Annotated in this window: 20 protein-coding genes and 2 riboswitches; all 20 genes read left to right on the top strand. The window is 37.7% G+C overall.

Annotation, left to right across the window (positions count from 1 at the left end):
• Nucleotides 1-239 precede the first annotated feature (239 nt).
• The 20 genes from UF75_RS13745 (at nt 240) to UF75_RS13650 (ending at nt 21440) form a co-directional block, all read left to right on the top strand.
• On the top strand, nt 240-1631 hold the full coding sequence (locus UF75_RS13745; protein WP_045575166.1) for a sugar transferase: 1392 nt from the start codon (nt 240-242) through the stop codon (nt 1629-1631).
• Between the two features lie 235 nt (nt 1632-1866).
• Nucleotides 1867-2802 carry an LCP family protein gene (locus UF75_RS13740; RefSeq protein ID WP_052693249.1) on the top strand — a complete coding sequence of 312 codons (936 nt, stop codon included), beginning with the start codon at nt 1867-1869 and terminating at the stop codon, nt 2800-2802.
• Between the two features lie 104 nt (nt 2803-2906).
• Nucleotides 2907-3788, top strand: a complete 882-nt coding sequence (locus tag UF75_RS13735; protein WP_156146434.1) for a hypothetical protein — start codon at nt 2907-2909, stop codon at nt 3786-3788.
• A 152-nt stretch (nt 3789-3940) separates the two neighbouring features.
• Entirely contained in the window at nt 3941-4639 is a 699-nt protein-coding gene (locus tag UF75_RS13730; protein WP_045575164.1) for a Wzz/FepE/Etk N-terminal domain-containing protein, read from the top strand.
• Between the two features lie 14 nt (nt 4640-4653).
• On the top strand, nt 4654-5367 hold the full coding sequence (locus tag UF75_RS13725) for a CpsD/CapB family tyrosine-protein kinase (RefSeq protein WP_045575163.1): 714 nt from the start codon (nt 4654-4656) through the stop codon (nt 5365-5367).
• A gap of 41 nt (nt 5368-5408) precedes the next feature.
• Entirely contained in the window at nt 5409-6206 is a 798-nt protein-coding gene (locus UF75_RS13720) for a CpsB/CapC family capsule biosynthesis tyrosine phosphatase (RefSeq protein WP_045575162.1), read from the top strand.
• 393 nt (nt 6207-6599) lie between these two features.
• Entirely contained in the window at nt 6600-7853 is a 1254-nt protein-coding gene (locus UF75_RS13715; RefSeq protein WP_207642480.1) for a glycosyltransferase family 4 protein, read from the top strand.
• 2 nt (nt 7854-7855) lie between these two features.
• Complete coding sequence (locus UF75_RS13710; protein WP_045575161.1) at nt 7856-8869, top strand: radical SAM protein; 1014 nt, start codon at nt 7856-7858, stop codon at nt 8867-8869.
• Between the two features lie 129 nt (nt 8870-8998).
• Complete coding sequence (locus UF75_RS13705; protein WP_045575160.1) at nt 8999-10093, top strand: glycosyltransferase family 4 protein; 1095 nt, start codon at nt 8999-9001, stop codon at nt 10091-10093.
• 74 nt (nt 10094-10167) lie between these two features.
• Nucleotides 10168-11514 (top strand): hypothetical protein, encoded by a 1347-nt coding sequence (locus UF75_RS13700; protein WP_045575159.1) that lies wholly within the window; start codon nt 10168-10170, stop codon nt 11512-11514.
• A 12-nt stretch (nt 11515-11526) separates the two neighbouring features.
• Complete coding sequence (locus UF75_RS13695) at nt 11527-12705, top strand: alkaline phosphatase family protein (RefSeq protein ID WP_197079400.1); 1179 nt, start codon at nt 11527-11529, stop codon at nt 12703-12705.
• Between the two features lie 13 nt (nt 12706-12718).
• Complete coding sequence (locus tag UF75_RS13690) at nt 12719-13687, top strand: hypothetical protein (RefSeq protein WP_156146432.1); 969 nt, start codon at nt 12719-12721, stop codon at nt 13685-13687.
• A 243-nt stretch (nt 13688-13930) separates the two neighbouring features.
• Entirely contained in the window at nt 13931-15277 is a 1347-nt protein-coding gene (locus UF75_RS13685) for a hypothetical protein (protein ID WP_242860237.1), read from the top strand.
• A gap of 396 nt (nt 15278-15673) precedes the next feature.
• Complete coding sequence (gene udk, locus UF75_RS13680; RefSeq protein WP_045575174.1) at nt 15674-16288, top strand: uridine kinase; 615 nt, start codon at nt 15674-15676, stop codon at nt 16286-16288.
• Between the two features lie 483 nt (nt 16289-16771).
• Nucleotides 16772-16847, top strand: a riboswitch (cyclic di-GMP riboswitch).
• Nucleotides 16848-16916: 69 nt separating this feature from the next.
• Nucleotides 16917-16992, top strand: a riboswitch (cyclic di-GMP riboswitch).
• A 15-nt stretch (nt 16993-17007) separates the two neighbouring features.
• A complete protein-coding gene (locus UF75_RS13675) occupies nt 17008-18432 on the top strand; it encodes a carbohydrate binding domain-containing protein (RefSeq protein ID WP_045575155.1) in 1425 nt (474 codons plus the stop codon).
• A complete protein-coding gene (locus UF75_RS13670; RefSeq protein ID WP_045575154.1) occupies nt 18416-18664 on the top strand; it encodes a hypothetical protein in 249 nt (82 codons plus the stop codon). Before UF75_RS13675 ends, UF75_RS13670 begins: the two co-directional genes overlap by 17 nt.
• Nucleotides 18665-19455: 791 nt before the next feature.
• Nucleotides 19456-20403, top strand: coding sequence for a hypothetical protein (locus UF75_RS13665; protein WP_045575153.1), 948 nt, complete (start codon nt 19456-19458; stop codon nt 20401-20403).
• A 33-nt stretch (nt 20404-20436) separates the two neighbouring features.
• Nucleotides 20437-20724 carry a lasso peptide biosynthesis PqqD family chaperone gene (locus UF75_RS13660; protein WP_045575152.1) on the top strand — a complete coding sequence of 96 codons (288 nt, stop codon included), beginning with the start codon at nt 20437-20439 and terminating at the stop codon, nt 20722-20724.
• The gene (locus UF75_RS13655) at nt 20717-21157 is read left to right on the top strand and encodes a lasso peptide biosynthesis B2 protein (RefSeq protein ID WP_052693245.1); all 441 of its coding nucleotides are present in this window, start codon (nt 20717-20719) and stop codon (nt 21155-21157) included. The genes UF75_RS13660 and UF75_RS13655 overlap by 8 nt, the downstream gene beginning before the upstream one ends.
• Before the next feature lie 94 nt (nt 21158-21251).
• A complete protein-coding gene (locus tag UF75_RS13650) occupies nt 21252-21440 on the top strand; it encodes a hypothetical protein (protein ID WP_045575151.1) in 189 nt (62 codons plus the stop codon).
• Nucleotides 21441-21554: the final 114 nt, after the last annotated feature.

The following is a 21554-nucleotide window of genomic DNA, read 5'->3' as shown; positions in this document are numbered from 1 at the left end:
AGGTGATTATCAAGTTTATAATGGAGTTATTGACAAATGCTTAAGGAAATTTATAAGGTTCATAGTTAAATCCATAAAAATTAGTCGATATCAATAATAATAGAGAGTATTGAGTCAGGATGTGTAGATTGATTTATCTTGAGTACCTCAAAATAATAGTTGTATAATAATAATATTCGTAATTATACAAACACTAAAGTTTATGAATAATAACTTAAATAGAACACGAGAGGAACTCTATGGACAAAACTAACAGATTTGCCTATGCAAATATCATACAATTATTAATTGATATTACGTTCTTGTGTCTCACATATGAAATCGCTTATTGGATCGTTCACAAGTTTACAAACTTGTCTACCATTAGGGAATATTTGTGGATAATAATTATTTATATTCCAGTTTGGATTTCAATTATGAACCTTCGGGGAATGTATGACAAAACAACTTTTTATTACTTAGATAGGGTTTTACGCAATGTTTCTTTTGCTTCGTTAATTTCGGGCTTAGTTATAGGTGCGATGCTTTTTTTTACTAAGGAGACAAGCACTAGCCGTCTATTTATTGGAAACTTTGTTCTATTTTGTATTGTGATAATTTTTATAGAACGGTATTGTGTAAGCTTGATTTACCAATATGGAGACTCAAATAATAGTAAAATAAGAATAATTTTAGCATGTACAAAGGATAGCCACACCCTATTTATGAGATATCTTATGAAAACACATATCAGATATCATATAGTTGGGATTGTACAGATAGAGAAAGAAGTATTTGAACAAAAATTGTACCTCGGCGGGCTAGACTCTTTGGAAGAAATACTAAAGAATCATGTCGTTGATCAGGTAGTGTTCGCCTTACCAAAGGAATATACAGAAGAAGTCGAAAAGTATATCAACATATGTTCACAGATGGGCATTACGGTTCAAAACCTCTTAAATTATAATCTGGGTATGGTAAAAGTACATATTTCTATGCTTGGCCCTTTGCCTATGTTAACTTTTCACACTATAACGCTAAATCCTGTCTCAAAAGCCTTAAAGCGAACAATGGATATTGTCGGAGCGTTGGTTGGGATTGCGATCACTCTTGTTGTAGCAATCTTCTTAATTCCCGCGATTAAGATTGATTCTCCAGGGGAAGTAATCTTCAAACAAAAACGCATAGGTCGCTATGGGCGAGTTTTCGATTGTTATAAGTTTAGAACTATGTCTATGGACGCGGAGGATAAGAAGAAGGAACTTGAAGCACTGAATGAGTACAAGGATGCTTTATTTTTTAAAATTAAAGACGATCCAAGAATTACTCGAATTGGTGAATTTCTTCGCAAGACAAGTTTGGATGAACTTCCACAGTTTTTCAATGTTCTAAAAGGGGATATGAGTTTAGTTGGTACACGCCCACCAACAATGGATGAAGTGGCACATTATGACATAGAACACTGGCGCCGAATGAGTATTAAGCCTGGGATAACTGGAAACTGGCAGGTTAGTGGCAGAAGTAGTATTACGGATTTTGAAGAGGTTGTGGCGTTAGATACTCAATATATCGACCAATGGTCGATGTGGTTGGATATATGTATTATTTATAAGACGGTATTACTGGTCTTTAGAAGAGAGTCAGCGTATTAATAAGATATGTTGATATGAAGAGCTACTAAAATAGAGAATCTTGTAGAAGGAGCAAATGCTGCAGCTTATAAGGAGATAGATTCACTTACCCGATGGGCGCAGCTTGGGTCAGATCGTTAGCGACTAAGTCAAATTTTATAATTTCAAGGATTATCAGAATTACTGATGACTCCGGAATAAGGCCATACCTTCTTAAGGTACCTAGCTGCGAAGTTAAGTAAGGAGTTATTAATATATGAAGAAAACTTTTGTAGCGTTAGTATTAGTCTTCGGAATTGTAGTTGGGGGAACCTACTGCTGGAATTGGGAAACACTCCATATTACTGCAATAGTATCCCAGCCGACTGCTGTTATCGCTACAGAAGATGATAATAAAGATAAGCCTTCAACGACTTCAAAAGGTTGGATAAACATACTTGTCCTAGGGACTGACAACAGTGGGGATGAGGTGTCTCGGACGGATTCAATGATGTTAGTCTCGGCCAATGTTGATACACATCAGGTATCTGTTATTTCTATTCCAAGGGATACCCGAGTGAATGTTCCAGGAGTGGGTCTTACCAAAATTAACCATGCAAATGCCGTTGGTGAAACCAACGGTAGTGTCCGTGAAGGAACCTTGGAAAGCGCGAAAGCGGTCAGTAACCTACTAGGAGTTACGATCAATTATTATGTTAAGATAAATTTTCAAGGCTTCCAGAAAGCTGTCGATTCCGTTGGGGGAATCGATGTCAATCTTCCGAACGCGGTAAACGATGATTTGCGAAATATCCATTTATCGGCCGGAGATAATCATCTTTCGGGGGACGATGCACTCCGTTTAGCGAGAGCACGTTATGGGTTGCCGAACGGAGATTTTGACCGACAACAGGATCAGTTTTATTTACTCTCGGCTTTAGCACATCAGATGCTTAATCTCTCCAATATTCCAAAATTACCGGAGCAGTTAACTATCATTCAGCAGGATTTAATGGATACCAACTTATCGACCCCGGAAATGGTGACGATGGGGCTCGCGTTTAAGGGTATATCAAAGGAAACAATTAAGCATTATCAGCTTCCAGGAAAGGGAACCTCTGCGCAGGACCCATTAGTTGGTGCGAATGTTTTCTATTATGAACCTGATATGGAAGGCGTGAGAGAGATTGTACAGGAGGCAATGAAGTTATAATTAAAAAGTTCGACCTTATAATACATTGTAATTAATGGGTAAAGGACGGCGAAATTTATGATTGAAAGGAAAAAGTTGAGTTATTTTTTTTTGCTCCGTTAATATTGGTAGTTTTGGGTTTAGGAATAGCAAGTTACTGCTTGCTTTGGGGGGGAGATTATTTTGTCTTTAAAGTAAATTCCCCTGCTTACATTGTAGATAAGATTCGTTCTGCGGAAAAACAGGGTGGAACAGTAGAACTAACAGACCCGGATTTCAATGCTTTGCTGGAACTCTCGATGAGAAACAAAACGTTATCAGGGAATTTGAAGGTTAAAGGCCTATATGCACAGATCACTGATGGAAAACTAAAGATGTATGTTCCTATAAGTTATCGCGGTTTGAATTTGATAATCTTATCCACCGGAGATTTGGTATACAAGGATGGCCTGGTTGTCTTCCAGCCTTACTATATACAGGTCGGAAAACTGCAGTTACCGATAGGATTTGTAGCAAAGAAACTCCATTCGTACTCAATTGCAGGAGGAACGATTCAAGACAATGGTTTTGTGGAGATGCCGAAGGAAGTATTTCCATTTCACTTGACGAATCTTACGGTTAGTGGGGACAAAATTGTTCTTGTTTTAGATAAAGTGGTGCCTCCACAACCGCAAGTTGTGGAGCATAATCCTAGTCCTGGTTCAAGTAGTTCTCCGTCAAATAAAGGCAATAGCAAAGTAGATTTGCTAAAGAGGGGCCAAAGTCAACTTTCTGAAGTTTATGGTTCTGTCAAAACTGCGCCAGAGAAAGAGGTTATTAGACAGATTCAAGCTGTTGTAGCCAAGATGGTTGACAATCCAGCTTACCCCTTTGCGGCAGAGTCTCAAAACGTAAAAGCTCAGTATAATCATCTTTCGCCAGAGGAGAAAAGTGATATTAAAGATGCAATTCTTATGAATATGGACACGGGCACACTACGTGAGATCAAAGGGACCTTCGGTTTGTGAGTCGAAGATCAAAATGCGGGCAACAGGTATTCTAGAGGTTAAAAATATTACAAATGACGAATTAGTGGGTGGGTATGTGAAGGGAAAAGGATGATCATGGAGAATTGATCAAAAGTTTAATAAATTTGTTTGGAACTTTTAGGGAGGTAGACATGGAAGAGGAAATAGATTTACGGCAGTATTGGGACGTGCTGCGAAAACGGTGGATGATCGTAGTGGCACTACCGCTCATCGCGGCGCTCACCAGCGGGTTGATTAGTCTTTTCGTCATGAAACCTATTTATCAAGCTTCAACCACGTTGATCGTAGGGGAAAAAGCTTTGGATTCTACCAAAGAGGCACGACAAATGCTTTATTATGACGTGCTTCTAGCGAACCAGCAACTAGCCAAAACCTATGCAACGATCGCCCAGAGTCGCACTGTCGAGCAAAATGTGATCAAGTACTTAAACTTGCCACTGACGGTCGAAGAACTTGATAGTCTGATCACTATACTTCCGGTAAAGACTACGGAAATTTTGGAGATTCAGGTGACCAATACAGACCCTGGATTAGCGACCGCTATTGCAAACACGATGGCTGAGGAATTTTCCAAAGCAGTAATAGAAATAAAAAAAGTGGATAGTGTCAGTATTGTGGATACTGCTGTGATTCCGGATGCACCCATTAAGCCGAATAAAAAGCTAAACGTAGCAATTGCCTTTGTTATTGGCTTGATGGCTTCTGTGGGACTGGTCTTCTTGTTGGAATATCTGGATAACACCGTGAAAACCTCAAGTGATGTAGAGAAACTTTTGGGTATTCCGGTATTGGGCGTCATTCCAAACTATCAGATCGGCAAACAAGGGTAGAGGGGAAGATTCTATTGGCATATTCATTAATTACCTTAGAACAAACGAAATCTCCAATCTCAGAGGCCTTTCGGACGCTCCGGACAAACGTTCAGTTTACGAGTGTAGATTCGGAGACCAAAAAAATCATGATAACAAGTGCAGGTCCTCGGGAAGGAAAATCGACCACGGTAGCCAACCTCGCGGTTAGTATGGCTCAATCCGGGAAGTCCGTGCTTGTGCTGGATGCCGACTTGCGCAACCCTACCCAGCATAAATTATTTGGCTTGGATAACAGGGAGGGGTTATCAGTTGCCTTGGTTCAGGAGCAAGACTACCGAAGCTATATCAGGGAAACGGCTGTATCCGGCGTAATGGTTCTCACGGGAGGTCCCATCCCTCCTAATCCTGCTGAACTTGTAGGGTCCAAACGGATGAAGCGTTTGCTAGAGGAAGTCAGTGAGCAATTTGACATAATTCTTATTGATACCCCTCCCATAGTTGCGGTTACGGATCCCGCAATTCTAGCTCAGGACGTCGATGGGGTCATCTTGGTCATGGCCTCAGGCGAAGTGCACAAAGATTATGCTCAAAGTGCTAAAGAACTGCTGGATAAAGTTGGCGCCAAAATCCTTGGGGTTGTACTCAATAAAGCGGACATGAAAACGAGCGACTACTACTACTATTATTACTATTATCATGGTTCTGACAATCCAAAGAAGAAGCCAAAACGTCATAAAAATCGATAGAATAGTTGCTGTTTTGGACTTGCAACTGTAGGGGAGTTCACATGATTGATATTCATAGTCACATCCTCCCCGGGCTGGACGATGGGGCAATAAACATGGAAGAAACGCTGGGAATGGTGCGTCAGTTGCACGAGGCGGGATTTAAGACGCTTATTGCGACCCCGCACGTCCTTGAAGGAAGGGAATTCTTAAGCCCTGCAGAAATTCTAGCTGCAACAGAGCAGGTGCGCGAGCGTGTAGCTGAAGCTGGGATTTCTGTTGAGATTCTGCCAGGTGCAGAGAATTATATCTTCCCGGATATGGCTAAGTGGGCTCTCGAAGGGAAGCTAATGACCTTAGGAAACTCCGGAAAGTATTTACTCGTAGAGCTTCCAATGCTAGAGATACCTCACTATACAGATCAAGTGTTTTTCGAACTTCAAGTCAATGGAATGATACCGGTCCTTGCCCATTCAGAACGTCAGAAAGTACTAGCCGATGAGCCGGAACGTCTACTTGATTGGGCCAAAAAGGGAATTCTCTTTCAATTAAACTTAAGAAGCCTAAGTGGGAAATACGGTCCCCAGGCTAGGCGGATAGCTGAGCTGATGCTCCATAGTAATTTAATCCACTTTATAGGATCTGATGCCCATCGCTTATCTCATAGTGAATCAACCTATCAGGAGGCGCTTCAGATTGTTAAGGAAATTGTTGGCGAGGGCAGATTCCGAGAAGTGACGCTGACGAATTCACAAAGTATCGTCGAAGGGAAACCTATGCAGGGCGTTAGGGACTATTATCTTATTGAACCCGTTCTAAAGAAAAGAAAGAGTAAATTTTGGGGTTTGTTTAGAGGATAGAGACGTAACTCGTTTAATACATTTTAGATAAAAAAATGGATCTTCCACAAAAGTCTATTACAAGTCATAGGTGTCTATCAAATTTCGTAATTCCTGTGGGGGAATGACCTCACTTTATTGTTTATTTGCTGAACAACAATTTATTGGAAATATATAGTAAGGCAGAGAATATTGCTATTTTGAGGGAGCAAGCCGGTTTGCTCTGGTACTAGAAATGTAGCGGACGGAGCAAATTCGAGGTTTGGTGAGTGGGTTGACCTTGACATCAAGTACATAATTAAAGATAAGACTTTGGACGGATATAAAGATACTGATTTAGACGGTAGGTGCCGTGCTGAAGATGGATGAAGTAGAGTAAGAAATTATCGAGAAAGAGACAGTCTCGCTATGAGGTTGGGTGATACATTGATGAAGATAGTATTAGTCAATAAATTTCATTATCGCAAGGGCGGTTCAGAAACATATTGTTTTACGCTTGCCGAATCCCTGATGAATCGTGGACATGAGGTAGTGTATTTTGCCATGGAGGATGAAAAGAATTTTCCTTGTGAGCATTCGAAATATTTTGTATCTAATGTAGATTACAACAATGGCGGCGCCTTGAATAAGGCAAAAGCAGCACTAAAAATTATATATTCAAAAGAGTCCAAAGATAAGATGACGCAGTTAATCCAAACGGAAAAACCTGATTTAGCTATTTTTAATCTTGTCCATAGACAAATTACCCTTTCTATCGTGGATGCACTTAGCAAGTATAATATCCCCATTATGTTTGTTATGCATGACTTGATTTGTGCCTGCCCTAATTACACCATGCTTTCCGGGGGTATGTTATGCGAGAAGTGCCTCGGTAAGCACTTTATAAATTGCGTTAAGAATAAGTGTGTTAAGAATTCAACGATTAAGAGTGCCATTGCCATGTTTGAGGCAGATTTTTATCAGTTTAGAAAAACCTACAATAATATAGACACATATATCACCCCATCCGGCTTTTATAAAAAGAAATTGGATGAGGCTTGTTTTACCAAGTCCTCAATAATTCATATGAAGAACCCTCTTCCTATCGATACCGTTTATGAGTTGCCGCAAAAGGTTGGGAACTATATTCTTTTCTTCGGAAGGCTATCCCAAGAAAAAGGCATCTTAACCCTCATCGAAGCAATGAAAAAAGTAAAGAACGATGACGAGCTTTGGATACTCGGAAACGGCCCGCAAAGGGAAGAATTGGAACAATTTATTGCGGGCAACGGACTGAGTACCAAGGTGAAGCTGCTGGGCTTTATGATTGGAGCCGAGCTCAAGTCCATCGTTGCGGAAAGTAAGGCGGTTGTTCTTCCATCAGAATGGTATGAAAACGGTCCATATTCGGTGATGGAAGCCATGTCTAAGGGCAGACCTGTTATAGCTGCAAATATCGGCGGCTTGCCGGAGATGGTGGAAGACGGCGTATCCGGATATGTGTTCGAGTCCAAGAACGCCAATGATTTGTCGGATAAGCTTAACAAGTTGTTGGCGCTGGATGAGGAAAACTACATGCGGATGAGTAAGGCTGCGATTGAAAAAGCGAAAGCAGATTTTAATCCAGACAATTACGTGGATTTCATCATAGATCAATATAACAAAATCATTTTAAAAAGAGGTAAATGAAAATGCCGAAAAGATATTTATATGGAACTGTGATCGTTACATATAGATGTAATGCCAAATGCAATATGTGCGACTGTTTCCGCGATCCGTCCAGACCTGAGGATGAAATTACGCTGGAAACCATCAAAAAATTACCGGAGATGGCTTTCACCAACATTACCGGCGGCGAGCCCTTTATCCGAAAGGATATCCATGAAATCGTAAGAGAGCTGTTCAAGAAAACAGATAGGATCGTTATTTCTACAAACGGATATTTTACAGACCGAATTATTGCCCTGTGCAAGGAATTTCCTCAGACTGGTATTCGAATCAGTATTGAGGGCTTGCAACAAACCAACGATGCCATCCGGGGTATTCCGAACGGCTTTAACAAAGGTTATAACACTTTAAAAACACTGGTGGAGATGAAGCATCCTGATGTAGGCTTTGGCATGACCGTTCAGGACATGAATTGTGAGGATTTGGTCCCTCTTTATGAATTGTCCAATGAACTGTGCATGGAGTTTGCTACCGCTACACTCCATAACTCCTTCTATTTCAGAAAGACAGATAACAAAATCGACGATAAGTTAAAGGTGGCACAGAACTTCGAGAAGCTGATTAATAAACTGCTCAAATCGACGTCTCCCAAGAAATGGTTCCGAGCCTATTTCAATCATGGCCTTATTAACTGCATTTATGGACAACCTCGCATGCTACCATGCGATATGTCCAAGGATGCTTTCTTCATTGACCCGTTCTGTGATGTCATTCCTTGTAACGGCATGGCGCAAAAAGCTGTCATGGGCAATCTGAAGGGGCAACCTTGGGACGAGTTGTGGAACTCGGAGCAGGCTAATAAGGTGCGAGAACAGGTAAAGCATTGCGACCGGAACTGTTGGATGATTGGCAGTGTAGCTCCTGCTATGCATAAATATATCTGGGTGCCCGGGTGGTGGGTTGTAAAGCATAAGATATTTAAGGGCAATAAGTATTCAATTCATGAGAATCGGTTTATTGAAAAGAAACATAAATAGATAAATAGCTCATTTTAAGAAATATTACGAAAAAATTAACATCCTAATAGGAATATGTTTAAGAGGATTACTATTGCTAATAAGCTTTTATTTGGAAATTTCAAATAGTATTTTTAGGTGGTTTATATTATGAAGATAGCGATGATTGGACATAAGAGAATACCATCCAGAGAAGGCGGCGTGGAGATTGTTGTGGAGAAACTGTCAACACTAATGGCTAAGCAAGGACATAAGGTTACTGTTTATAACCGTGCGGCTAAAGGCTTTAATAATTCAAAAGAGTATAAGGGCGTACACGTTGTAACTGTTCCGACGATTAACATGAAGAGTTTAGATGCCTTGTTGTATTCTTTTTTAGCCACTATACACGCCCTATTTAAACGATATGATGTGATTCATTATCATGCGGAGGGACCTTGTGCCATGCTGTGGATTCCTCATTTGTTCGGAATCCGGACGGTAGCCACAATTCATGGTTTGGATTGGCAGCGAGCTAAGTGGGGCGGGATTGCTACAAAATATCTTAAGTTTGGCGAGAAGATGGCTGCTAAACATGCGGATGAATTGATTGTACTTTCAAAGAATATGCAGCAGTATTTCAAGCATACATACGGCAGAGAAACCAATTTCATTCCCAACGGCGTGAATAAGCCGATCAAAAGAGAACCACAAATTATTAAACAAAAATACGGATTGGTAAAGGATAGTTACATCCTATATCTTGCCAGAATTGTGCCGGAAAAGGGCTTACATTATTTATTGAATGCGTTTAAGGGTATTGATACTGACAAGAAATTGGTAGTGGCTGGCGGCAGCAGCCATACCAATGAATATGTGGCGGAAATTAAAAAGAAGGCCGCTGATGACAACCGTGTAATCATGACTGGTTTCGTCCAAGGACGGGAGCTGGAGGAGTTGTTTTCCAACTGCTACCTCTATGTGCTTCCCAGCGATGTAGAGGGTATGCCGATAAGCTTGTTGGAAGCTATGAGTTATGGGTGTGATTGTTTGATAAGTGACATTGAGGAAAATATTGAGGTTGCACGAGATTATGTGGACAGCTTTAAGAAAAGTGATGTCAAAGATCTTAATGATAAATTAAAATATATAGTTAATAATCAAAAGAAATATGAGAATGACAAAGAGGAACTTTCAAAATATATGGATATAAATTACAATTGGGATATTGTTACACGAAATACATTATTAAAATATACAGTTTAGGTGATAGATTTTTTAAAAAAATTGCGGTTTGCTCATATATTAAATCTATTATTGAATAGAAAAGGAAACAAGATATGGAAAATTTAGTTTATGCGGGAGTACTATTATTAATTGCAATTCTATGTTATAGAAATCTATTAGTACTATTATTGATCGCTAATTTTTGCTACTCTTTTCTGGCATCTTTTTTAAACTTACACTGGTTTAACAATACTGATGAAGTTATTATAATTATTGGGATAATATATTGGTTATTTAAATTAATTAGATTCGGGAGATGCAATATAACAAATTTCAAAATTACACTGGCAATCATAATTTTTTGTACAATAGGTTTTTTATCTAATCTTTTCAGTAATATTAATATTAACTCTAGCTTTCTAGGAATGTTTTTAGTTATTAAAGCCTTCTTGGTTTACATCATATTTAGCGATTATGGTTGGAGTGAAAAAGATGTTGATAAGATTAAGAAGGTTTTAACGGTTATATTTTGTTGCATAATCCTTTACGGCTTTATTTCTTATTTTGTGCCAAGGTTAGCCATTTTTGATGCTGAAGCAAAACTAGATGGTAATTTTATGCTCTCAATTTTTGATCACCCTGGTGTATTTGCGACATTTATACTTTTTTCAACGTTATATGCATTTGTCTATTTTATAAACGAAGGGGGGAAAAAATATCTAGTATATTTTTGTACTGCGTTAATATGTCTAATATTAGCTGGACGATTTAAAAGTCTTTTTGCACTTGGGATAAGTTGTGGTTTTTATTTAATAAAAAAGAAATCTTTTTCAAAAATCTATATAGTGTTACTGGCAGCACTATTGTTATTTTTATCATCGGGAGTTTTACAAGATGTTCTGAACAACAGGATCGAAATCTATTTACTACGAGATGATTTATTGAGTGTACCAAGATGGGCATTGTATTACTACGGATTCATAATTGCTATTAGATATTTCCCTCTAGGTAGTGGGTTTAGTACGTATGCAAGCTATACATCAACTCTAAACTATAGCCAATTATACTATGAGTATGAACTGAATATGAAGTATGGGTTTACTCCTCAGAGTCCTACCTTTTTGACAGACACATATTGGCCAAGCATTATCGGCGAAACAGGATTTATAGGTGTTATTCTTGTAGGATATATTTTGCGTCTCATTTGGGTACATACGAAAACCAATATTGAAAAATGTACCAGTATAAGAATAAAAATATTAGGGGAGTTTTCATTAGTTGCCTTTTTTTCTGTGATAATTGAGAGCTTTTTTACGAATTCTTTTATGAATTATCGATGTTATTTAGCAGTTATAGCTGTTGCAATATTTAATGGCTTGTGTGCGAATATAGGTAAGCTAAACCAGGAATCCGATATCATAATCAAGTCAAAGCCTAAGATAACTGAGGAAATAGTGTAGATGGAGGATATTATGGAGCTATTATATTTTGTCGATGGTCTCAAATACAATCTTATTGATGATAATATGCCGTTTCTTGCTACGCTCAATAAGAAAAGGTTAAAAAGCGAATTTGGCTATTCATGTGCTTGCCACGCAACCATGTATACAGGAAGATATCCAGAAGAGCATAATACATGGTTTGTGTGGAAAAGAGGGAACAATTCACCATATAAGTTTGTGAATATGATTCCGTTGTTAAAGTATGTAAATATTATACCAATGAAGGTCGTCTTGTCTAGGGTGGCAAGAAAGTTGAATAAAAACACTTCATTCGCTGGAATCCCCATGCTCGTTAACTTACCATTGAAATATTGGGGTGAGTTTGAACCCTGTGAAGATGTGCTCTGGACGGATGACAAATATTTGGGCAATATTGAGACCATATTTAAAATCATGAAGAAATCCGGTCTTAAATATCAACTTGTAGGTTTAGATAAAAAAAGTGGGTTTATTGAAGAGGCTCAGGAAACTGCAATAGAAAGTAATAAAAACTTTTATTACTTTTTTATTGGCGAATTGGATGATTATTTGCACAAATACGGCGACAAATCGGATGAAGTTAAAGGTTTGTTAAAAAGAATTGATAATATGATTAAAAGGCATTATGAACAAGCAAGAAAAATAACACCCGATCTTACCCTCATATGCTACTCCGATCATGGACACATAAATGTGACAGAAAAAATTGATATCAATGAGTATTTTGAACAGAAAAATAGAAATGTGAATGTTTATCTGAATCTAATAGAATCCACCTTTGCTCGTTTTTGGGTAAAAAATGGCCAGGAAAGAAAGGACGTCTTAGAGTGTTTAAACCTATTAGAAGATAAAGGTTGGGGGTTCGTATTAACAAAAGAGCATTTTGACAAATATCATTTAAACTTTGATAATAATGAACATGGAGATATTATATTCCATTTGAACTCTCCCAGAATATTTATAAACACTATTTGGGGATTTGGAATGACCATTAAATCTATGCATGGTTATGTCCCGGAACTTGATGAACATGTAGGTGTATTTTTGTCGAACGAAGAAATTAAAGACGTAGCCTCTGTTAGATTAGTGGATATACTACCGACAGTGCTTAAAGCTGCGGGCTATAAGAATGAGGATGGATCATTAGTTGGCACTGTACTTATTGAATAATTGGGTGATAAGAATGGATAGTTTAGAGAGTCAGGAAAATTATATAAATGGCATTATTAACTCACTGATGGAATTTGGGCTGGGTGGAATAGCCCATTCTATTATTCTGTCCGGTAGTTTTGGACGTTATGAGCCTACTTATACTGTAGTGAACGATGAAGTGATCTATTTAAGCGATGTAGAATTAGTTGTCGTTGTAAAAAAAGTAGTATATCTGAAAGAGGCAAGAAAGATATGTGAGAGAGCAATCAGAAAAACAGGATTAGATATAAATCTTATGCCCATAACCCTTGAGAGGATAAGAAACAAAGATAATTACAATTTTAAACTGAGTAAAAAGCAAGAACTCAAAACTATTTTTACCTATGATTTGTATAATGGTAGCAGAACAGTGTGGGGAGAAGATTATCTGAAGAGTAATGTTAGTTTAGACGATGTAGATAAGTATGAAATGAAACGACTGATTGGTAATAGAATCGGTGAGATGCTGTTATATTTAGAGGGCAAAAACAAAATGGCACAGAATCAATGGAAATCGAAGTTGATATTAGCCTGCGTGAGTGCATTACTTGTTCATTTAAAATTGTATAAATCTTCATATAAAGAACAACGAAATGCTACTTTAAAGGCAAATGAAGAAATAAACTCTATCATGGGTACAAGGTTTCTGAAAGATTATGAGTATGCATTTAGTTTTCTGCGTGAGGGTGGCAAGGAATTTAATGCAGATATAAACCAATTGAGAGAATATGTAGATAAGATAAGTTATTTATTTAATATAGAGGGAATCAACACGCCCAAGTCTAATAATACGATGAGAAAGCTGAATCAGTATATAAAGATTTTCAAGAATAGAAGGTTCAAGTTACTGATTATGAATAATATCGAAGATTATGTATATAGCAATCTTATAAATTTATTTTGTTCTAACAACGATGAAGGATTTGGATATGCAAAAATATGGAAGCAAGTGTTGTATTAGGATCATTTTTTAAAGAAGGAAGTGTTGGTAAAGATAGCACCTCATGGTAACAGGTTCAGAGGCATCGAAGCAAGGACCATTAAATAACAAACAGAGGTGCAAAAATGAAGATGAAAATTTGGTTTTCTAGATTTGCCGGATAAAAGGAAATAAATCCCATATTATGAGGAAAAAGAATTGAACAATAAAGTAATTATATTCATTAAGAATTTTCTTTATACGTTAACTTCTAATTTAGTATCCATGATCGTTTCTTCATTAGTAGTATTAATAGTACCAAAATTCATAGGTGTAGAAGAATATGGCTATTGGCAGTTGTACATGTTCTATATTTCTTATAGTGGTTTCGCACTATTAGGCTGGAATGATGGTATCTACTTACGGTACGGGGGAAAAGAATATAGAGACTTAGATAAAGGACTCTTCTTCTCACAGTTCTGGATGCTGTTCATAGTTCAATGTGGTATTGCAATTCTGATCTGTATTTTCGCCTATGTAATCCCAAGTGATACCAGCAAAGCTTTTATTTACTATATGGTAGCAGGATGTACGGTGTTGATAAACTCAAGGCTTTTGTTGCTGCATATACTCCAAGCTACAAATCGAATCAAAGAGTATGCAACAATTACACTAATGGAAAAAATATTGTATTGTTCAATAATAATATCCCTATTGGTATTTGATAGTAGACAATACAAATTTCTTATTGCTGGGGATTTAATAGGTAAGTTGGTCTCGTTGTTATATGCAGTGTACTGCTGTAAAGAAATAGTTCTTTATAGCATCCGATTCAAGCCAAACTTAAAAGAAGCGATAGAGAATATTAGCGTTGGAATAAAACTTATGCTTGCAAACATAGCAAGTTCATTAATCGTTGGAATTGTTAGGTTTGGAATTGAGAAATCATGGGGTGTGTCAACCTTCGGAAAGGTATCATTGATCTTGAGTGTTTCTAATTTAATGATGCTTTTCATCAATGCAGTGGGTTTAATCATGTTCCCAGTATTGCGACGAACAAATTTCAATAAACTGCCGACTATTTACACAACGATGCGCACTTTGTTAATGACGCTTCTACTGGGTTCACTTATACTATATTATCCATTAAGGGGATTTCTATCTTCATGGTTGCCAGAATATGCTGATAGCTTATCATTTATGGTCCTTGTATTTTCTATGAACGTATTTGAGGGAAAGACGGCGTTATTGATAAACACGTACTTAAAGACATTGCGTAAAGAAAAGCAAATGTTATATATAAATATTGCATCAGTCGTCTTGAGTATGGCAGCGACTTTTGCATTTACAGTTTACATGAAGAATTTGACTATTGCCATTTTTTCTATAGTTGTTCTTCTGGCGTTAAGGGGCGTAGTTGCTGAAATATATTTATTAAAAATATTGGGAATTTCGGTTATTAAAGATATTCTCTTAGAATTAACAATGACATTGATTTTTATAATAACGGGATGGTTTATGAATTCTTGGCTACCCGTGGTGGAATATGCTATAGCCTATACAATATATCTGATTATAAAGCGAAAAGATATTACTAACACAATCAAAAATGTAGAGTTATTAATGAAATAGCCTCTCGGATAAAACAGGAAATTTCTCAAAATAAATTCTGGAAATTTTGCTCGAACTCTGCTTGCCTCGTTGACAGGGACTGTCCCCCACAAGATTCAACAAAGGTGATTGACCACAATTCCTTCGTCTTGGCGGAATTATGCAGGGTTAGTACTGGCAATAAAGGAACAAAGTTCGCAAGTATATTCTCAGAAACTGTGGCAATGAACTTATGCTCATCTTATGGTATTATTCTGCCACCAAAAAGAGAATATTACTGAGGCATTATATTATCATTACTATTCATTCAAGAAGTGACATGATTGATTTACATAAGAACGATTTTAGGGGGATATCCTTGAAGGGAAATCGATATTTTTGAAAATTCAATTAGAAACTGACAAGGGAGGTGGGCGTATGCTCTTTATCGGAATTGCAGGTGGAACGGGGTCTGGCAAAACTACCTTTGCCAACGCCATTGTCGATGCCTTTGGCGATTCAAAGGTACTATTAATTCCTCAGGACTCTTATTACATTGATAGGTCTCATTTAACCCTAGATGAGAGAGAAAAAATCAATTTTGATCACCCTGAGTCACTAGACAGTTACATGTTATTTAATCACCTGATGCAACTTCGAGATGGGTCACATATCCAAATCCCCCAATATGACTTTAATACCCATTGCCGAAGAAACGAAAAACTAACTGCCTACCCTAAACCAATCGTTATAGTTGAAGGGATCACATTACTAGCCGACAGTGATCTTCGAACTGTTTTTGATTTGAAGCTTTTTGTAGATGCAGATTCAGATGTACGCGTTTTGCGGAGGGCGATCAGAGATATTAATGAACGAAGTAGAACGCTTGAATCCGTTCACGACCAATACCTTTCTACTGTGAAACTCATGCACGAAATTTTTGTTGAGCCATCGAAGAAATATGCGGACATAATAGTTCCTCGTGGAGGACATAACAAGGTTGCTCTAGATTTAGTTACATCTTGGATTGAATTTCACTTGGATAGTAAGTGAAGATATAACCGCCTCAAGAGTGGTCCTTATCGAAGTTATGCTTGGCGTAACGGTTCACGACGTAAGCGTATAGTCCTTATTCTGATTTCTAAGGATAAGGGACTCTTCTTGATTGGAATGGACGTGTTACTGACGATGTTTAATATCGGTACTCTACTAGTTCGACCTCACTGATAGTAGTCGAGTATAATAGTAAGCGTACAATAGCCCTCATCTAACTCTGAACTGAGATCCGTATAGCGGACTGCCTTCAATCTGTCCTAGTTGTGGCGTTGGGCATCTCAGTAGAGCTTCGCCAGAATTCCTGCTTTCAGACTAAAAAATCAGGGGGTTTATGCAGTGGAATCATTCTATTAATAGCAATAGCATTTCAAATAGAAAAAATATGTTGACATTTATAGATCGAGGGGGTACATTTATAAAATAAGTGAAAAGAAAATTATTGTATTTCTTTAACTTAATATTATTCATGGGAAAACTTTTTACCGATAATGGCAAACTTGTCGAAAGGCAAGGACGCAAAGCTAAAGGGCCTGTAAAATGGCAGCCAGCTACCGAAAATAAGGTTTTTTATTTCCCCAAAATTAAAAGCTTGTGAAGAAAACCATAATGTAGCTAGAAAAAACTTAAACGATAAAGGCAAACTTGCCGAAAGGCAGGGACGCAAAGCTAAAGGGCCTGTGAAATGGCAGCCAGCCACCGAAAGGAGTTTTTTTATTATGAAAAAATCCATTTTATTATTCATTTCAATTGTATTCATTTCAATATTTGTAAATCCAACTTGTTTATTTGCACAAGATTATTATGTAAGTAATTCAGGTGTTAATAGTAATTCAGGCATGTCTGAAGATTCTCCATGGCAGACGGTTGAAAAAGTTAACTCAACTGCGTTTGTTGCAGGTGATGTCATACATTTTAAAAGTGGAGATGCATGGAGAGAACAATTGAGACCTGCAAGTGGTAATGAGAACGGATATATCACGTATACATCATATGGTGTAGGAGATAAACCTTTATTGCTAGGTTCAGTCAATAGAAGTAATAAAGATAACTGGAAATATGAGGGTAATAATATTTGGATCCTTCAATCAGTCGATTCAGTGTCAAATATGGATATTTCGTCTGCTAAAATAGATATATCACCTGCTAAAATAAGATTGTGGAATGAGGGTAGTTCTGATGTGAGTTCGGAAGTTATTGAAGATGGACAAAATACTTCATATGCATTAAAATGCAATAATCCTGGAAATAAAACAAGTGATATACAAATTATATTACTAAATGGATTAAACATAAAAAGAGATCATAGTTATAATATTGTTTTCAGCGCTAAAAGTACTAAAAGTTTTAAAATACCACCTATTAAGTTGATGAAAAGTACTAGCCCATGGACGAATTACGCACGAGTTAGCAATGGGTCGCCGGATATAACGACAGAGTGGAAGGATTATTCTGTTTCATTCCAGGCGAACGCTGAGGATGAAAATGCAAGGATCACAATTGGTTTAGGGAACAGTATTCCTGCTGATACAACACTTTATATAAATTCTATTAGCTATAACGAGATAAAGGAATCTGGCATTAATCGTGATGTGGGAAATATAATTTTTGATCAAGGTAAAGAAGTTGGAATTAAGGTTTTTAATGAAAATGAACTTAAGGAACAAAATTATTTTTGGTATGATAAGGAAAACGATACGGTAAAAATCTATTCATCAAAAAATCCTGCTGAATTGTATAATAGTATTGAGTGTGCAATAACAAAAAACATTATTGATGAAACTGATAAATCCTACATTAAATATGATGGATTGGCGTTAAAATATGGTGGGGCCCATGGTATAGGAGGCGGGAATACTCATCATATATGGGTTAGTAATTGTGATATAAATTATATAGGTGGCGGAGAACTGGTAAAGGGAAAGGGAAATCGATATGGAAATGGTATTGAATTCTGGAATAATACTCATGATAATATTGTAGAAAAATGTAATATAGGGGAAATTTTCGATGCGGCATTGACAAATCAGGGTAATGGAGTCGCAATTAAACAGTATAATATTTCGTATAGGAATAATATTATATGGAATGCCGAATATTCATTTGAGTATTTTAACTATAGTAAGGATGGCGAAAACAAATAATATTGTGTTCGAAAACAATATTTGTAGCAATGCAGGCAGTGGTTGGGGGCATAATCAAAGACCAAATCCTACAGGAAGACAGATTTGTTTTTGGGATGGCAATACTGCTCAAACATCTTCTGTGTTCATAAGAAATAATACTTTTAAAAATGCAAAGCAAACTTGTTTTTATATATCGAAAAAATGGAAAGGGATTGATGACCTGGTTTTAGAAAACAATAAAGTTAGCTAATATAATGATGCTACATATGGATAAAGCAAATAGGTTGGGGATATTATGGATTCGCTCACTTCAAAGGATACCAATGCTTGGGGAGGAAAAGGTCTCGGGAGTTAATCCTCAAAGAACTTCCTTTTCCTCCCAAGAGGACTTGTAGTGCGACACGTTTCTTTGGCCGATAAAAACCTAGACATCAGTATTAATACTGATAGAACTAACATCTTGAAAAGTCGAATGATGGGGTAACGCCTTGCGTCGAAGCCTCTAAAACTCGGTGAAGTCTTATGAGGACTACCTTAAGATGGTAAGCGTACAAAAGCCGCTTATCCTGATTTCTAATCTATACTAAGGAAACAGTATGACTTCATCATATACAAAGAAGTCATACTGTTTATTTTATACTGTGTTGTAGACTTATCAGTACCAAGGAAATAACAATCAACGTAAAATCCTATAGTTAGGAGGCTTGATTTTAGTAAGAAAGGCAAAAGAAATTTATGAGGACCTGAGCGATATAGCTAAGATATGGGTATTACGCTCTTCACAGAAAGGAAATAGCCGGAAATACCAAATATGATACTATCCACAGTGGTTGGCAAATGTCTAGGCTAATATTAATCAGGCAAATGATCGACTTTTATTTTTCCATTTTTTTTCAAAATTAAAAGGAAAATTGTAAATTAACGGAGAATATATACTTCGAAAGAAACGCATTTGGACAGTCGAGTGAGATAGCCCCAAATCATCTTCAAATACAAGTCTGTTCTTAGTAGGCAGAAGATGCTGGAGGTAGGTTCGGACATATGTTTCAACATAACAGCGTTAGTATGGGGAAGAGATACAACTATTCAGCGTTTGGTATTCAATTTGAGTCAGATATTGTACTCCCCGAATTACATACTTGCACCGGGGGAAGTGCTGACGTTAAAATATTATTTGGAATTGTACCCAGTGAAATTCATTCTCCACATGAAAAGAATGATTATTATCAAATTGCAGAAAGCAAGTTTTTGTTCAGAGTAGATGGAGTTGCCAGTTATTATGTGACGAATGGTGAACAAGTTGTTGTACAACTCTTCAATCGGGACTTACGCGAGGTACGATTATATCTCTTGGGGACTGTAATGGGAGTCCTACTGATGCAACGGGGAATTCTCCCAATTCATGGCAGTACTGTGGTAATAGAAGGATGCTGTATAATATTTGTCGGAGTGTCAGGGGCAGGTAAGTCGACCGTGGCAGCAGCGCTGCGTAAAAATGGTCACGCCCTTCTGGCGGATGATATCTCGGCAGTGAAATTTGACAAAAACGGATTGCCATGGGTAGCGTCCGGGTACCCCCAGCAGAAATTATGGCAGGATAGTGCGTCTATGTTAGGAATTGACACAACTCCGCTCCAGAGGCTTTATAATGATATGGATAAATATGCTGTTCCGGTACCTGCGGGTTTTTGGGGACACCCGATGCTGCTTAACGCCATCTATGAAATTAATGTACAACCAGATAATCTATCGATTATTCCAGTAATAGGCGCGGAAAAAGTTGCTACAATCATGAATCATACCTATCGGTCAGGGTTTCTTGAAGGACTGGGGTTAAAATTTGAGCATTTTAAAAAGTGTGTAGCTATGGCAAAGTGCATTCCGGTATTTCGTTTAACGCGACCTAATGGTGTACCGTCATTGGATCAACAAGTAGACATTCTGGAGCGGCATCATTCAGAACTGTTTGGAATAAGTGAAACGAATTAATAGTAATATAGGATAAGCTAGGAGGCTCAGGCCGTGAAGCAACAGACAATTAATGAAAATTTCTCAGTAGTGCAAGCAACAGATGTAGTTGCTGCTGATATGGACGGAGAAACTGTGATGATGCGGATCAAAAGTGGAATGTACTATGGGCTTGATGATGTCGGGAGTAGGATATGGGAGTTAATTGCTACACCGCGGCAGATTTCACAAGTGATAGACATTTTAATGGAAGAGTATGATGTAGAGCGCTCTAAGTGCCAGGCGAATACGTTGGAGTTAATGAACCAGTTATATGATGAAGGCCTGATCAAGATTGCTTAAGATTTTGAAATATTTTAGACTTCCATGGTCTGAACGAATACTACTGTTAAGTACATTTATGCTTTTGGGTTTTGTACGATTAGCGTTATTAATTATACCGTTTCGTTATCTCTCAGCCTGTTTAGATAAACATATGGCAAAGCCTTACAATACAGAAAATACCGACGGCTTTAAGAGACGAATTAGTTGGGCTATTGACCTGATGAGCCGCTATACGCCGTGGGAGAGCAAATGTCTGGTACAAGCCATCACAGGGAAACTATTTCTTCGACAGAGGCGGATAGAAAATACCCTCTATCTCGGGGTAGCAAAAACACAAGAAGAGAGCCTGATTGCCCATGCATGGCTTCGAAGTGGCGACGATATAGTGACTGGGGTATGTGGCAATAAGGAGTTTACCGTAGTTGCCAAGTTTATCGATTATAATACATAATAGGCCATTTAATCCGTATCCTACCGATGATCGCGGATCATTTTCAGTAGGTCACATCGGTGTGATAAATATGGCTTTAGGAAGGAGGTGATTTTTGGAGAAAAAAGCATGGCACGAGCCGCTATTGAAAAGGCTGGATGTATTGTTGACGGAAGACAGTTATGGTCACGGTAATGGTCAAGGTAATCATAATGATAATGGTACTGGAAATGGTAATCAAAATGATACTGGAAATGGTGGTAATGGTCATCATTATGGCTGGGGGCAGGGGAATTGCTCTTAACATTAAAGATTTTTCTTGGGCAGTTGTCTATTAATGCGGCTGCCTACTTTTTGTGAGTACATTTGGAGAGAAAATCCATTTGAAGAATGAGGCGTGGTTGTTATGTATGATACC

The organism is Desulfosporosinus sp. I2, from assembly GCF_000960765.1.
In the GTDB taxonomy this organism is placed as follows: Bacteria; Bacillota; Desulfitobacteriia; order Desulfitobacteriales; family Desulfitobacteriaceae; genus Desulfosporosinus.
Note: the sequence above shows the minus strand (reverse complement) of the source record. Positions and strands in the feature narration are given on the sequence as shown.